Origin of the sequence: Brevibacillus nigriterrae, from assembly GCF_049846925.1 — a bacterium.
Taxonomy (GTDB): domain Bacteria; phylum Bacillota; class Bacilli; order Brevibacillales; family Brevibacillaceae; genus Brevibacillus_H.
Genome location: NZ_JBNCMT010000024.1, coordinates 1 through 13,833 on the forward strand (window position 1 = coordinate 1; position 13,833 = coordinate 13,833).

The window sequence follows — 13,833 nt, forward strand, 5'->3', positions numbered from 1 at the left end:
ATTAGATTAGCATTCACATTAGGAAATTCGTGATATAACCGTTTTGAATCGTAAAGGCAGATACGTGTAGTTCGCCCCCGAGTGAACTTAGTAAATTATTCATAACAATAATGCCAATAAACATCGTAAGTGAAATGGAGAATGCCGCAAACCCGGTTGAATTTACTTCCCAAATATCCTTTACTTTCATTCGTATATCCTTCATAGCAGGTTTGAGGGAGGTTTTGCTTAGCATAAAATAAAAGATCAGCAAACACGGCATTGCCTGAGAGATTACATTTGCCCAAGCAGATGCGGCAACACCATAATGAAATTCTTGGAATAATACAATTTCTACCACAGCAGCTAAAAATGCTCCTACAAACCAGCTCCACATACTAAGCCCTGGCCGCTCATCAATTATCGTAAGAACACTTAGAATAATGGCTAACACAGCTAGCGGAAAGGAAATCCACATGTAGGTTCCAAACTGGATTGCATAGGGTAATGCCTCTTCATCTGCGCCAAAAAACCGCATCAAGGGCTCATTATAGATGTAACCAACGATCGCTATGACCAATGACAAAAGCATACCGAACCAGATCGATTGTCCAGCAATACTTCTTGCCTCTTCGATTTTTCCAGCACCTAACCTGAGAGCAACAACTGCTCCCGCTCCAACCCCTACCAACGTACCTATAGCTCGAGCAAGGACGATCATTGTATAGCCAATACCAACACCAGCTAGCTCTGATATACCTAAATTCCCCAATATATGACCATCCACCATGGAAGTAGCCGCAAGAAAAATGTTTCCGAATACAGCAAGCAGAACATATCGGTAAAACAATCGGCTGATTTTCTTGGTTCCCAATTCTCTTTCGTCACGTGCATCCTGTTTGACATTTGATGGATCTAAAATATCCAATGTGGTATTCGACATAAATTTCCTCCCATCATTTGTTCAGGTTATTAGAAAACCATCCGACAGCCTGTGCCTGGTAACAGAGATTAATCTGCTTCACTTCAGAAAACTCATTTAGTCCAAATATCCCTAATCCTCTGCCAATACCACTTTGCTTCTGCCCGCCCCATGGCGCTTGTACAGAAGCTACATGGTAGCAGTTTATCCAGGTGATGCCTGCCCGGATTTGTTTGACTACACGCATTGCTTTCGCAATATCTTGGCAAAAAACGGCACCCCCCAACCCATATACAGTGTCATTCGCCAATCGGATCGCCTCATCCTCATCCCTAAATTTCTGAACGACCAAAACGGGGCCAAAGATTTCTTCCTGAACAATTCTCATATCTGGTCTTGTATTGGTAAATATTGTTGGTTCGATATAGTAACCGCTTTCAAATTCTTGATCTAGTACTCGATTTCCTCCAATTGCGAGTGCTGCACCTTCCTGTTTTCCTATTTCGATATAACTCAATACCTTCTGCAAATGTGCTTCACTAATTAGTGGCCCCATTTCACTCGAAGCCTGATTACCAGGGCCTATGACAATTTGTCTGGCACGCATAACCAGCTTCTCGACAAATTGGTCATGAATGCTTTCCTCCAGTAACAGCCTTGATGCTGCCGTACATACCTGCCCACTATTAAAAAAGATGCTGAACAACGCATTGTCTACAGCGATATCTAAGTCATTGTCGGCAAACACAATGATGGGAGATTTTCCTCCTAGTTCGAGTGATAGTTTCTTTGTGGAGTCTGCGGCTAACCGCATAATGTTCTTCCCAGTTGTCGTTCCACCGATGAACCCGATTTTATCAACCAGATTACTTGCAACCATCGCAGAGCCAACAGTCCCACCTTGTCCTAGAACCAGATTGGCGACTCCTGCTGGTACCCCGGCCATCCCAATAATTTCAAACAATCGTACGAGTGTTACAGGAGTCAGTTCCGAAGGCTTTATCACAATCGTGTTTCCGGCGGCAAGTGCTGGTGCGATTTGCCAGGATGCCATCAGGAGAGGAAAATTCCAAGGTATAATCAGGCTGCATACGCCGAGCGGTTCACGCACGACCATTGTTTTTATGTCCTGGTTGATGTTATATAATTCGCCTTCTGATTGAGTAAGCAAGCTTGCGTAGTATTGAAAGCATTCAATTGCGTTGTTGACATCTGTTTTTGCTGCTAGTAATACTTTGCCGTTATTACCTGTTTCAAGCATTGCCATTTCATCCGCATGTTCTTCTAGTAACTCAGCAATTTTTTGTAGATACTTTGCTCTCGACTTATAGGGAAGTGAGGACCATTGACCATGATCAAATGTTTGGCGTGCAACCGAAATTGCATAGTGGGCATCCTCTATTGTTCCTTCAGCAGCAAGGGCAATCACTTCTCCGTTTGCTGGGTTTCTAATCTCCCTTTGCTCACCAGAACTAGATGTCATCCATTTTCCACCGATGTACATGTTTAGCTCTTTCATTACATATCCCTCCCGCTTACATTAACCAGTCAAGCAACCGATGATATTTGCTGGCCATATTAATTAGTAGTCCCTTTTGGCTGGATAAAGGAAATGGTTTCAGCTTAAGCTGACTAAATCGATAGGATCTTTCATTTTCATTTGCAATCGATTGAGCAAGAAGCTTCCCGAAAAGAGTTGCCATGGAAGCACCGTGCCCGCAATACCCAGCAGCGAAGTACGTTCCATCGCTCATTCTTCCAAGAATAGGGAACATATCACGAGTGACACCAATTAAACCACTCCAGCGATAATCAACTCTGCATCCTTTTAAATCAGGGAAGACGTTAATCATGGCTTGATAGTTTTCATCGTATACACTATCATCACGATTTGGATTGATATCTCCCCCACCAAATGCGATTCGAGAATCAGGTGTCCGGCGGAAATAGTACAAAAAATTGCTTGTGTCAAACACCATTCTTCCCTTTGGTAGCAGTTTTTCCAGTACATTTTCCGATAATGGCTCGGTAGCGATGATTTGGCTACTAATGGATAAAATCCCTTTATATAGCGGCTTTATCATCTTTTCTGAATACGCATCTGTCGCCATAATGAGCTCTTTGGCTTTTACGCTTCCAGACGGTGTTTGAACGTAAACATAATGAGCATCTCTTTTTACTTTTATCATTTTTGAGTTTTCATAAATTTTGGCCCCATGAGATTCCGCTGCTGCTGCTAGACCCAGTACAAAATTCAAGGGTTGGAACGAATAGCTCAAGGGATCTACCAGACATCCATGATATTGATGAGTGTGGATGGCTTCATGGATCTGGTTTTTTTCGACGATCACCGTTTCATACCCAAAGTGTTTGTTGCAGAATTCACTTTCTTTTTTTAATCCCTCAAAATGCTTCGGCTTGTATGCAGCAACCACATGTCCGCATTTCTGCAGGGAACAGTCAATTTGATATTCGTTTGTTAAGTGCTCTACAAGGTGGAGACTATCGAGCGAGAGCTGATTAAGCTCTTTGGCCTCAACCATTCCCCATTTCTCAACCAGTTCCACAATGGTTGGCTTGTAACCAGGCAGCAACATCCCGCCATTCCGGCCGCTAGCTCCCCATCCTACTGTTTCCTGCTCCAAAACGATTGTGTTATATCCCTTTTGCTGCAGATGAAGAGCTGCAGATACGCCGGTAAATCCAGCGCCAACAATGACAACATCTGTATGTACCTCTCCCATAAGCTCAGGACGCTTATTATGGGGATTGGCCGTAGCTGACCACAACGATAAACTCTTCATGAAAAATTCGTCTCCAATCCTTCTCTTTCGTATTCAATGATTCCATCTACTATCGTCATGTCTACTATTACATCCTTGATATTCTCGTCTTTTGTATTCAGAATGCTTCGATCAAGCACGACCAAATCAGCAAGTTTGCCAGCCTCGATACTCCCTTTTCGGTCTTCCTCAAAGCTTGCATAAGCACCATTCCAGGTGTACTGACGAATGGCTTCAAGGACACTAACCCGTTGATTTACGCCTACTTCTACCCCGTTTTTGCTTTTTCTATTTACAGCAACATGAATTCCAAGTAGCGGATTGCAGGAAGTTACGGGACAATCAGAACCAGCGGCAGCAATAATGTTTTGCTCGATGTAATCACGGAGAGGATACATCTGATTCACTCGGTCTCCATAATTTTTGATGTAACCTTCCCCGAATTCATAGAAAAAGGGAGGATTAGGAATCGGTATTACTCCAAGTTTTTTCATCCGCTCTTGCAAGTCAGCCTCTGCAATTCCTGCGTGTTCAATTCGATGTCGACAGTCAGTTCTCGGGAAGTCATTCTGTGCTTTTTCAATACAGTTGAGGACCATTTCAATGGCTCGATCGCCTTGGGCATGGGCTGTAATTTGAAATCCTTTTTGATGAGCTGGGATGAGTATCCGATCGATTTCTTCTTGTGTAAAGTAAAGGATTCCATAATCAGAAGGGTTACTGGTATAGGCTTTTCTGGTTGCAATGGTTGGGCCACTGCTGCTTCCATCCGTAAATATTTTGGCAGGTCCAATCCGAAACCGATCGTCACCTAGTCCAGTGACAATTCCCGTATCAATCATTTTTTCAACAAACACTTCTGATTGATTTAGAGTGCAGATCATTGCATAGACACGGACGCGAACATCTCGATTTTGTACTGCTTTGAAAATGCTACGAATATGTTCGGGACCATGTCCACCTGCATCGTGAATACTGGTAATACCATTGGTGAGGAACTCATCAGATGCGATTTTAAAGGCAGTTAGCAGTTCCGTTTCGTTATACTTTGCAACCTCTGCCATTTTCATATTTGCACCTTCAATAAATCTCCCGGTCAAATTACCATGTTCGTCTTTTTCGATTTGCCCACTTTCAAATGAGGTTTCATCTATTTGCGCAATCTCAAGAGCTTTGCTGTTCACCACACAGATATGGTTACACGTTCTCGAAATAAAGATGGGATGATCTTTTGAAACTTCATCCAATTCTTTAATTGTTGGATACCTTCTCTCATCTACTGACATTTCATTAAATCCAAATGCTCGAATCCACTCTCCTTTTGCTGTTTCCGATTTTTTTTGTTTAAGGCATTCAATCAGATCCTTTATCGATTTGATGGGTGGCTCCTTACAGTTAATCCCCATTCGGTTTGTGCCGTGGAGGATATGCAAATGAGCGTCAATAAATCCAGGAAGAATACTCTTTCCTTGCAGATCAACAACCTTTGTTTTTGCCGTAATATAAGGCTTTATTTCTTGATTCGTTCCGACGGCGATAATACGGTTTCCTTGAATAGCCACAGCTTCTGCAATCGAATTTTCTTGATCAACGGTGATAACCTCACCATTTAGAAAAACCAGTTCATGAAACATATTGCACCTCCTCTTGACAGAATTTTCAAAAACTTGTACTTATTAAGTTGACAAGAATGAATGTGAATTTTCTGTATTCATAATAGCCCTTGGGCTTAACGCCATGTCAATTCACCGAATCGTGCATTTTTTTTCAAAAAGATGGAGTTAAGACCATGTTTTGTTGATGGGGGGAAGCAAGATGAAAATCGGTACATTTGCCAAACTGTTTCATGTTTCGGTCGATACGATTCGTTACTATATTGAGCTTGGTTTATTGGTTCCAGAGAAAAAAGGTGCTCAGATACAGATGAATCAGTCCTGCCTTGATGATATGGAAATCATAATGGAACTAAAGCAACTGCAATTTTCCCTGCATGAAATTCAAAAATTTCTCTCCTACAAACGCTTGACTATCAATTTGGATATTAGTTATTATCGAAACCTCTTACTTGAAAAGAAAAACCAGTTTTTGGAGGAAAAGAAGAAAATCAACCAATCCATCCTACTCCTTAATGAAAAGCTGCAATCATTCGAGGATCATTCTTCTTTACGCAGCCACTCAGGAGTACCTATCCCTTTTGTCTCTTTTCTGTATTGTCCACATTGCAAAGTTCAATTACATATCACTGACGCATCCATACGGGATAGTAACATTTGTGAAGCAAAATTAAGCTGTTCCTGTGGTTACTTTGCGCTGATACAGGAAGGCATTATTATTACTTCGAATCTTGAGAAATCTCCCTATTGTATTCTCGATGAGGATACCATGAAGGAATTCACTCCTACCTTTGTCAGTTTAAAAGAAAAAGGACAGTACTGGTTATTCAAGGAATTAAAAAAGCAAGATTTATCAAATAAAATAGTGATTGAAACCAATATTGATATTTCAATTTCTTTACCAAAATCCATCACATCATTACATCCGAATGCCATCTACATTTTCTGTGGATCTTCTTTGGTCATGCTTAAGAAGCTTAAGTGTTTAATTGAAAAAAACAACTCAAATTTGCGTATTGTCTATTTTCAGAACACCGATTACGCTCTCCCCCTGAAACCGGGGTCAATTGATGTCGTGGTAGACAGCATAACTACGAACGATGTATGCTCGCACAGGAACATTTCTCCCATTACCTTATTAAAGAACTATATGAACCAAAGATCGATGGTGATTGGCAACTATCTGTATTACCATGAAGGTGCTATCTCCTTACGAAACTTCCGCACGCTATACCCAAATTCACATCCTCAAATTCTATATCCAAATTATCTTGAGACGAACCTGGTGAAAGAAGGGCTGGTACTTGAACATAAGGAACTGATTGGTTCAACAAATAACCCTGGAATTTTTCTTGATTATCACGAACAAGGAGAAAAAGTAAATCTGCTTGGTTATCTTGCAAATCACAGGTAAATGATAGAACCAGATTTGAAAAAAGCTCATGAATCCATTTAGCAGATTCATGAGCTTTTCGATTTGGCATTGATTCTACATTCGGATGCCATCGTTATTACATGACTACACTTGCCAATTCAGGTGTATTAAAACGCTGACGATACCCACACTTCCTGCATAGCTCCTCAACTGCTTCCCTTCTAGAAAAGCCATCGAAGAGGCGAGTTGCTCTTTCGCCGTTCATAATCTCATCAAAAGAAGTCTGATGAATATTGCCCAGGTTGATCACACCTTCACCATCCAGACAACAGGGAACAACCGTCCCATCAACAAGAATTGCTGCATGGGTGCGAAGAGCATAGCAAAACCCTTTACCATCGTCCTCTTTTGCATACAGGCTGGGCCATTGGAATTCATGATCCTGATTTAAGTAAATACGATCTGCAAGCTTGATCCCACTTCCTGGTGCTATTTTTTCTTCAATTTGAAAAGGAAGATCGAATTCTTTCTCAATCATTTCAAGGATTTCACGATTTTTCATCTTTTGAAGATTGGTTATATTGTCGGTATCCAGATTCCACAAACGGTATGAAATGAAGACATTTTGGTTTCGAACCACTTCACTGGTAAATGAAAGGATGTCTTCGATGTATCCCTGTTTGTCCGTCGAGCCTTCATGACCATCAAAACTGTGCAGGGAGAAGTTCATTTGTCGCAGTGCCGGTTTTCCCAGCAATTTTTCTCGATTTTTGGTGATCAGTGTTCCGTTTGTTGTAATATTGACTTGAAATCCCTTTTCATAGCTGATATCCAGCAGTTGATCAATCTTGGGGTGAAGCAATGGTTCACCTTTAACATGTAAATAAATAAAGTCCGTGTATGGTTTGATTTGATCCAGTGTTTTTGTAAAGTTTTCAATCGATATAAAATTCGCTTGTCGCTTTGTTTGCGGACAAAAATGACAAGCCAGATTACAGACGCTTGTTATCTCAAGATACACTTTTTTTAGTTTTTTCATCGGTACTTGTTCCCATCTATGTTTGATTTTGAATTCTTTCGATTCTTCGTGATTGTTAATTATATCATAGGATTCATGAGAAAAAAGCTGTCCAACAATTGGCTTATTCCGTTTTATGTGAAGAACATCGAGGCATTTTTTTACATAAAAAAGTGGCCTCTTCTGAAGGGCCACTTTCTTGATTAACCAACATATTCATTTCGCTTTTGGCTTTGCTTTGCATGGTGATGGATTCTGCCTGCTGATATTGCGTATTTCGTATCACCGTAGCTTCCTGTTTTGACTAATAGACCCGCCATTTCAAATGTGCGCAGATTGCTGTTGATCGTTGTATGTGTGATATTAGGGAACTGCTTGCGCATCTCCGTAGTGATTTCACTTAGTTCCATCTCTCGATCGTTGTCACGCAATATTTTAATCAGCTTTTCCCGTTTATCATTATGTCTGATTTTTTGTGTTTTTAGGATTTGGAGTATTTTATCTTCTAGTGTCATCGTCAAACTCCTCTCGCAGTAAAACCACTCATTCTAGTTATAAGTATAAGGAGTGGCACAGCAAGAGAAAATGGCTCGACTGGGTCATTTCTTCGTCTACTCTTTGCGAAGTTTCCCGGCGATGTGTGAAACAATTTCATATGAGTGCAGGCGAGCCTGATGATCGTAAATCTGGGAGTTGATCATGATCTCATCTGCCCCAGTTTCATCGAGAAACGATTGAAGTTGTCTTTGTACGCTTTCTTCATTCCCGACAAACGTATAGCGGAGCTGCTCCTGTAGGGTATTTTTTTCTAATGGAGTCCACAGTTCATCCATATTATCTACAGGCGGATTTAGTTGCCCTGGACGTCCTCGGATCAGATTCAGGAACTGTTGCTGCATTGAAGTTGCTAACCATTGGGCTCTTTCGTCCGTATCGGCTGCGATGACATTGACGCACACCATCGCATAGGGTGCATCCAGCATCTCTGATGGTCGGAAGCTGCTGCGGTACAGTTCCAGTGCCTGCAAGGTAAAAGTCGGTGAAAAATGGCTTGCAAACGAAAACGGCAGACCAAGCTGACCTGCCAAGCGGGCACTAAAACTACTAGAGCCTAAAAGCCAGATCGGGATATTCAACCCTTCTCCGGGAATGGCACGTACCTGTCTTGTTTGCTGGTCCTCAGGCGGGTTAAAGTATGTACGCAATTCATGAACCAATTCCGGAAAATCTTCACCATTGTTTCCTAAGTCTCGACGAAGGGCTCGTGCAGTCGCCTGATCTGAACCAGGTGCTCTGCCCAAACCAAGATCAATTCTGCCTGGATACAAAGATTCCAGTGTCCCAAACTGTTCAGCGATGACGAGTGGTGCATGATTGGGAAGCATGACTCCGCCTGAACCTACCCGAATGGTCGATGTACCGCCTGCGATGTGACCAATAACGACTGATGTCGCTGAACTTGCTATGCCAGTCATGTTGTGATGCTCTGCCAACCAGTAGCGATGATATCCCCTTTTTTCCACATGCTTGGCAAGATCGAGACTATTGCGAAAGGCTTGTGCAGCCGTTCCTCCTACAATAATTGGTGCTAAATCCAGTACGGATAAAGGGATGGTCATCATCCTATCCTCCTATCACTTACTTCCGTATCGCTCCAGGTTCTCAGTTACTCGGTTGTCTACGTCTATTTCATAAGTATCTTCAGTAATAGCAACAATAATTCCATTTCCGATGTACATGCCTCTCTCAGAAAATGGTACACTGTCACCAACTTTTAATCCTGCAGGAAGCAAATTCTTTGCTAACGTAATTTTCATCGTTGTCCCTCTTCTCTATTTTTAGATCAATAAAATAATATCGCTCAAAAAGGAGGAACTATGTTTCCCAGACTTTTTGAACTTCCTCTCAAAGTTTACAGTACTGCCTGTTCACTGCCAAGCGCGAGAACTGTATGATACAGAACGTTTGCACCATCTGCACAATCTTCAGGAGAACTCCATTCCGCTGGATTATGACTGATTCCATCTTTGGAACGAATGAATATCATGCTGATGGGACAAAGTTCTTTCAGTTGCATCCCGTCATGGCCTGCACCGCTCGGTAGTACGGTTGTTTTTAGTGCATTTGCCGTACAAGCCTGTTCCATGATTTGTTGAATGACTGGCGAACAAGGTGCGGGTGCAACCCGTTGCAGCGTCTCCACTTGCAGGGTGATTTCACGTTCTTGGCAAAGCTCTTGGGCATAGGTAACCAGTTGTTGTTCCAACTGATTCCGGACCTGCTCATCAATATCCCGCAGATCCAACGTGAACTCAACTTGTCCTGGAATGACGTTCACTCCGCCAGGTTTGACGGAGATTTGTCCTACCGTTCCAACCGCATTTGGGTATTTCTTGACCTCTTGTTCAATGGCCAGGATCAAATTTGCTGCCGCCGGTAACGGGTCTTTGCGAATGCCCATCGGTGTGGCGCCGGCATGTCCAGCTTCACCAATCAACGTCCATTTCATCCATAAGGGCCCTGCGATTCCAGATACAATTCCAACCGACAAATGATTAGACTCAAGTACCTTTCCTTGCTCAATATGTAATTCAATATAGGCTTTGACTGTGCCTTTTTCTCTTGCTGCTTCTGCGATTCGGAGCGGATCAAGAGCAGATTCCCTCATTGCACTTTCGATGGAAATTCCATCTCGATCCGTATTTTGCAAATGTGCGTTAGTTAGCGTACCTGCCAGTGCTCGGCTGCCGATCATACCAAACTGAAAACGGCCGCCTTCTTCATCTGTGAAAGCAATAACCTCGATTGGATGATCCGATGTGATCCCTTGCTCATTCATCGTCTGAAGTACTTCTACCCCGGCAAGTACGCCAAGCGGGCCATCGAAGTTTCCGCCCATTGGAACTGAATCAAGGTGAGAGCCAATGAGGACAGCTGATGCTCCTGCCAGGCTCCCTTCTTTGCGGCCAATCAGGTTGCCAATGGCATCTTCTCTGACGATCAGCCCTGCCTCTTCCATATAAGAAGCTACGAGGTCTTTGACCTGTCGCTCTTCTCTAGTAAAGGAGAGTCGTGTGATTCCTCCCTGTTCATGCTTGCCAATCTCACTTACTTCCTGTAGTCGTTGCCACAATCTCGCTTGATTAATCACACCATTCACCCCCTGAGTGTACTATCAAATTAATCGTTTTTGATTTTTTCGTATACTTTATCCAACAATTTGATTACTGGCTTCGTGCCGCCTACGATGTTTCCAAGACCCATCGAGATAAATAACGAGGCGCCGAAACTGTTCAGTTCATAGATTAATAATCCGTAATAAATGAAAGAAAGTCCGAGAATGATTGGAACAAGTGTGCGTGCACGCATGCTGAATACTCCCTTATCTCTGCAGAATAATTTGCAAGTCTTACTAATCAGGTATCAGATTCAGTTGTCTAGCCTTTTGAATTGCTTGAACACGGTTGGATACGCCAAGCTTTCCGTAAATACGATTCAAATGAATCTTAACCGTACCAATTGCCATAACCAGCTGATCTGCTACTTCCCTATTGGATAAACCAAGACTGATATACTTCAATACTTCAGCTTCCCGATCAGTCAACAAGTCAGTTAGCGTATTGTCTTGCTTAGCGACTGTAGGTAAGCTCAGCTCACCGACATCGGCTAACAGCCGTTTCAGATACTTCAGAGATACACCATTTTGCAAGGACAGTATATGGTGGTTGAGCCTTACCTCATGATACTTCATCAGTACTTCTATAAGCAGCAAGCCTTCATCTATGAATATCCGGAAATATCCATTCGATTCGCCGAGTTGCAAAGCAGCATGCAGCGTTTCCATGGAATTATGAAGGAGTTGTTTCTGATAAAAATAAATGGATTGATAGATGAGAGCTTCTATTTTACTTGGGATCCGTTTTTCCTGATCCGCTTTTTGTGAAATTTTCACAGATAATTGAAATGCCTCATCCAGCCGTTGTTTATAGTGCAAGACTTTCATCAGCGAAAGAAATTCGAACTCCTGGAAAACGGTAATGCCCCTCTCACTGTGCAGATTGGACTTGGCCAACCATTGATCCACTTCTTCTTGTTGGTTCAAAAAGATAGAATAACGAACCAGGAGCGCTTTAATCGGATCAAGCCAGTGCTCGCCATCCAGCTTCTTTAACTCATCTTGCGCATTGGTAAGTACAGCAATAGCTTCCCTGTAATTACCACGAGCTGCATGTATTCTAGCTTGCAGGGCAAAAGCGGGCGCCAACGCTCCCAGATTTGCTGTTAAAAGCGATACACGCATGCCCTCTTGGGCAAAATCTTGGCTATTCTTCAGATTGTTCCTCTCATACTCTATCTCACCCATGCACACATGGTAGTATGCCGTATAATGATAATCTTTCACTTTACTTTTCTTTACAAATTCGGTACAGACTGCGTGATATTTGATGGCGTTGACCATACTTCCGTAACCCCATGAGCTTCGCAATAAAAACAGATCACAATCATTAAATTCTATGCCGTAGTTAGTGTATAAGTCCATGTTCACGATTTGATCGATGTCATCACGCTCAACCAACGATTGCAACACCTGTAGAGAAACCTCAAAATCCCCTTTTTTCGTAAGATACCAGTATGTAATAAGGAAAATTTCCTCGGTGTACTTCTCGATGAGGTCAGACGGTAATGTCGGTGTTATGTGCTCTAGTGTTTGCTTTAGTTCAACTAATCTTCTCTCTACAATCTTAAGCTCTCCGACCACCACTTCAGACCATGCGAGAATGATCAGGACATCCATTGTTTTTGTGTACGATTCGGGCAACCGTTTTATCCAGTTGATCAGTGTTAAGCTTTGATTCCGCCTAAATAACTCTGGTGTGCATTTGGTAATCAGCATAATGGATCGCTCAAAATCCTCTGCTTCCAACGCATGATGAATAGCTTCATGAAACAAGGAATGCTGTTCAAACCACTCACTTGATTTCAAGTGAAGCTGGCGTATATCACTTCCATATTGATTTGTAAGACGATCTCGCAAAAAGTCAGCAAAGAGATGATGATACCGATACCAGTTCCGTTCTTTATCTAATGGGATAATAAGCAGATTAGCCTGCTCCAATTGGAGTATAAAATGGGAATCTATCGACTGTCCCGTTATCTGGGAGCATAAAGAGTCATTGAAGCGCTCCAATATAGATGTTTGCATCAGAAACTCTTGAAGTGGTTCCGATAATCCCAAAAATACTTCTTCTAACAAATATTCAACAACAAAACGATGGCTGCCGGTGAAGTTCTCCAGGGTATTGATGGTGTTTCCCCGACCGTGACTGGTTATTGCTGCCAACTGAAGTCCTGCAACCCATCCTTCTGTACGATTCTCCAACAGTTGCAATAAATTCTGGGAGGGTATTTCGCCGCTTAGTTCTCCCCAAAAGTCCTGTATTTCATCACGAATAAATCGCATATCTTCAATTGTCAATTCAACAATTTCTCCCTTTTCGCGATATCGTTCCAAAGAAAGTGGGAGTACGGTTCGGCTTGCTATGTAAATATGTCCATTGATTGGTAGGTTCTGAATAAAATAGTTCAGGGACTGGTGAATCCTAATATCTTCAATCATATGATAATCATCCAGAACGAGCAGGAAATGATCTTGTAGCTCCAGGATATCATTCAGCAACAGTGTCACCATATTATCAACTGTTTGAATCGAAACAGAATGAAGAATGGATTGTGCTCTTTTTCCGAGACTAGGAGTAACTTCTGTTAACGTTGCCACTACATATGTCCAAAAACGAACAAGATCATTATCTCCCTTGTCAAGAGAAAGCCAGCTTACAGGAATGTCCAGGCTGTGCGTCCACTCGCTTAGTAATGTTGATTTCCCAAAACCTGCTGGAGCAGAAATAATGGACACTTTTTTCGCCAGACCGCTCATTAGTTTGATATAGAGTCGTGGTCTCTTAACTATTGTATTGGGTATTTTTGGTCTCATCAGTTTGGTTTGCAGGATAATCATCTGATCTATCATTTGTTATCCACCCTTATCCCTTTTTCACTTCATCTGCAAACTTCATATAACCTTTATTAAATTTTAGTTTACTTGATTCGCTCACATTCATGAACTGTTTTTCCTGAATTTCTTT

General features: G+C 42.1%; 12 protein-coding genes. 1 reads left to right on the forward strand and 11 read right to left on the reverse strand.

Annotated elements, in window-relative coordinates; all coding sequences use genetic code 11:
* Nucleotides 1-13: 13 nt before the first annotated feature.
* The 4 genes from ACPW7N_RS17375 to ACPW7N_RS17390 are packed head-to-tail and all read right to left on the reverse strand — an operon-like array spanning nt 14 to nt 5,318.
* Complete coding sequence (locus ACPW7N_RS17375) at nt 14-922, reverse strand: MATE family efflux transporter (RefSeq protein WP_425652375.1); 909 nt, start codon at nt 920-922, stop codon at nt 14-16.
* 13 nt (nt 923-935) lie between these two features.
* On the reverse strand, nt 936-2,420 hold the full coding sequence (locus tag ACPW7N_RS17380) for an aldehyde dehydrogenase family protein (protein WP_425652376.1): 1,485 nt from the start codon (nt 2,418-2,420) through the stop codon (nt 936-938).
* A gap of 16 nt (nt 2,421-2,436) precedes the next feature.
* Entirely contained in the window at nt 2,437-3,705 is a 1,269-nt protein-coding gene (locus ACPW7N_RS17385) for an NAD(P)/FAD-dependent oxidoreductase (protein ID WP_425652377.1), read from the reverse strand.
* Nucleotides 3,702-5,318, reverse strand: coding sequence for an amidohydrolase (locus ACPW7N_RS17390; protein ID WP_425652378.1), 1,617 nt, complete (start codon nt 5,316-5,318; stop codon nt 3,702-3,704). The genes ACPW7N_RS17385 and ACPW7N_RS17390 overlap by 4 nt, the downstream gene beginning before the upstream one ends.
* A 181-nt stretch (nt 5,319-5,499) precedes the next feature.
* Here ACPW7N_RS17390 and ACPW7N_RS17395 point away from each other — a divergent pair, with 181 nt between their 5' ends.
* Nucleotides 5,500-6,711: a MerR family transcriptional regulator gene (locus ACPW7N_RS17395; protein ID WP_425652379.1), complete on the forward strand. Its 1,212-nt coding sequence runs from the start codon at nt 5,500-5,502 to the stop codon at nt 6,709-6,711.
* 97 nt (nt 6,712-6,808) lie between these two features.
* On the opposite strand, the gene ACPW7N_RS17400 is transcribed toward ACPW7N_RS17395, so the two are convergent.
* From ACPW7N_RS17400 to ACPW7N_RS17430, 7 genes are all read right to left on the reverse strand, one after another.
* A complete protein-coding gene (locus tag ACPW7N_RS17400) occupies nt 6,809-7,711 on the reverse strand; it encodes a radical SAM/SPASM domain-containing protein (protein WP_425652380.1) in 903 nt (300 codons plus the stop codon).
* A gap of 182 nt (nt 7,712-7,893) precedes the next feature.
* Complete coding sequence (locus ACPW7N_RS17405; protein ID WP_425652381.1) at nt 7,894-8,205, reverse strand: transcriptional repressor; 312 nt, start codon at nt 8,203-8,205, stop codon at nt 7,894-7,896.
* A 96-nt stretch (nt 8,206-8,301) separates the two neighbouring features.
* On the reverse strand, nt 8,302-9,309 hold the full coding sequence (locus ACPW7N_RS17410; protein WP_425652382.1) for an LLM class flavin-dependent oxidoreductase: 1,008 nt from the start codon (nt 9,307-9,309) through the stop codon (nt 8,302-8,304).
* A gap of 15 nt (nt 9,310-9,324) precedes the next feature.
* Nucleotides 9,325-9,507, reverse strand: coding sequence for a hypothetical protein (locus ACPW7N_RS17415; RefSeq protein WP_425652383.1), 183 nt, complete (start codon nt 9,505-9,507; stop codon nt 9,325-9,327).
* A gap of 95 nt (nt 9,508-9,602) precedes the next feature.
* Complete coding sequence (locus tag ACPW7N_RS17420) at nt 9,603-10,841, reverse strand: Zn-dependent hydrolase (RefSeq protein ID WP_425652384.1); 1,239 nt, start codon at nt 10,839-10,841, stop codon at nt 9,603-9,605.
* 29 nt (nt 10,842-10,870) lie between these two features.
* Nucleotides 10,871-11,059 carry a hypothetical protein gene (locus ACPW7N_RS17425; protein ID WP_425652385.1) on the reverse strand — a complete coding sequence of 63 codons (189 nt, stop codon included), beginning with the start codon at nt 11,057-11,059 and terminating at the stop codon, nt 10,871-10,873.
* A 43-nt stretch (nt 11,060-11,102) separates the two neighbouring features.
* Nucleotides 11,103-13,718 carry a winged helix-turn-helix domain-containing protein gene (locus ACPW7N_RS17430; RefSeq protein WP_425652386.1) on the reverse strand — a complete coding sequence of 872 codons (2,616 nt, stop codon included), beginning with the start codon at nt 13,716-13,718 and terminating at the stop codon, nt 11,103-11,105.
* Nucleotides 13,719-13,833 lie beyond the last annotated feature (115 nt).

What these genes read in the sequence shown, in the direction of transcription:
- ACPW7N_RS17430 (WP_425652386.1), bottom strand. Translation starts at nt 13,718, where the DNA reads ATGATAGATCAGATGATTATCCTGCAAACCAAACTGATGAGACCAAAA.
- ACPW7N_RS17400 (WP_425652380.1), bottom strand. Translation starts at nt 7,711, where the DNA reads ATGAAAAAACTAAAAAAAGTGTATCTTGAGATAACAAGCGTCTGTAAT.
- ACPW7N_RS17385 (WP_425652377.1), bottom strand. Translation starts at nt 3,705, where the DNA reads ATGAAGAGTTTATCGTTGTGGTCAGCTACGGCCAATCCCCATAATAAG.
- ACPW7N_RS17380 (WP_425652376.1), bottom strand. Translation starts at nt 2,420, where the DNA reads ATGAAAGAGCTAAACATGTACATCGGTGGAAAATGGATGACATCTAGT.
- ACPW7N_RS17425 (WP_425652385.1), bottom strand. Translation starts at nt 11,059, where the DNA reads ATGCGTGCACGCACACTTGTTCCAATCATTCTCGGACTTTCTTTCATT.
- ACPW7N_RS17395 (WP_425652379.1), top strand. Translation starts at nt 5,500, where the DNA reads ATGAAAATCGGTACATTTGCCAAACTGTTTCATGTTTCGGTCGATACG.
- ACPW7N_RS17410 (WP_425652382.1), bottom strand. Translation starts at nt 9,309, where the DNA reads ATGACCATCCCTTTATCCGTACTGGATTTAGCACCAATTATTGTAGGA.
- ACPW7N_RS17415 (WP_425652383.1), bottom strand. Translation starts at nt 9,507, where the DNA reads ATGAAAATTACGTTAGCAAAGAATTTGCTTCCTGCAGGATTAAAAGTT.
- ACPW7N_RS17390 (WP_425652378.1), bottom strand. Translation starts at nt 5,318, where the DNA reads ATGTTTCATGAACTGGTTTTTCTAAATGGTGAGGTTATCACCGTTGAT.
- ACPW7N_RS17405 (WP_425652381.1), bottom strand. Translation starts at nt 8,205, where the DNA reads ATGACACTAGAAGATAAAATACTCCAAATCCTAAAAACACAAAAAATC.
- ACPW7N_RS17375 (WP_425652375.1), bottom strand. Translation starts at nt 922, where the DNA reads ATGTCGAATACCACATTGGATATTTTAGATCCATCAAATGTCAAACAG.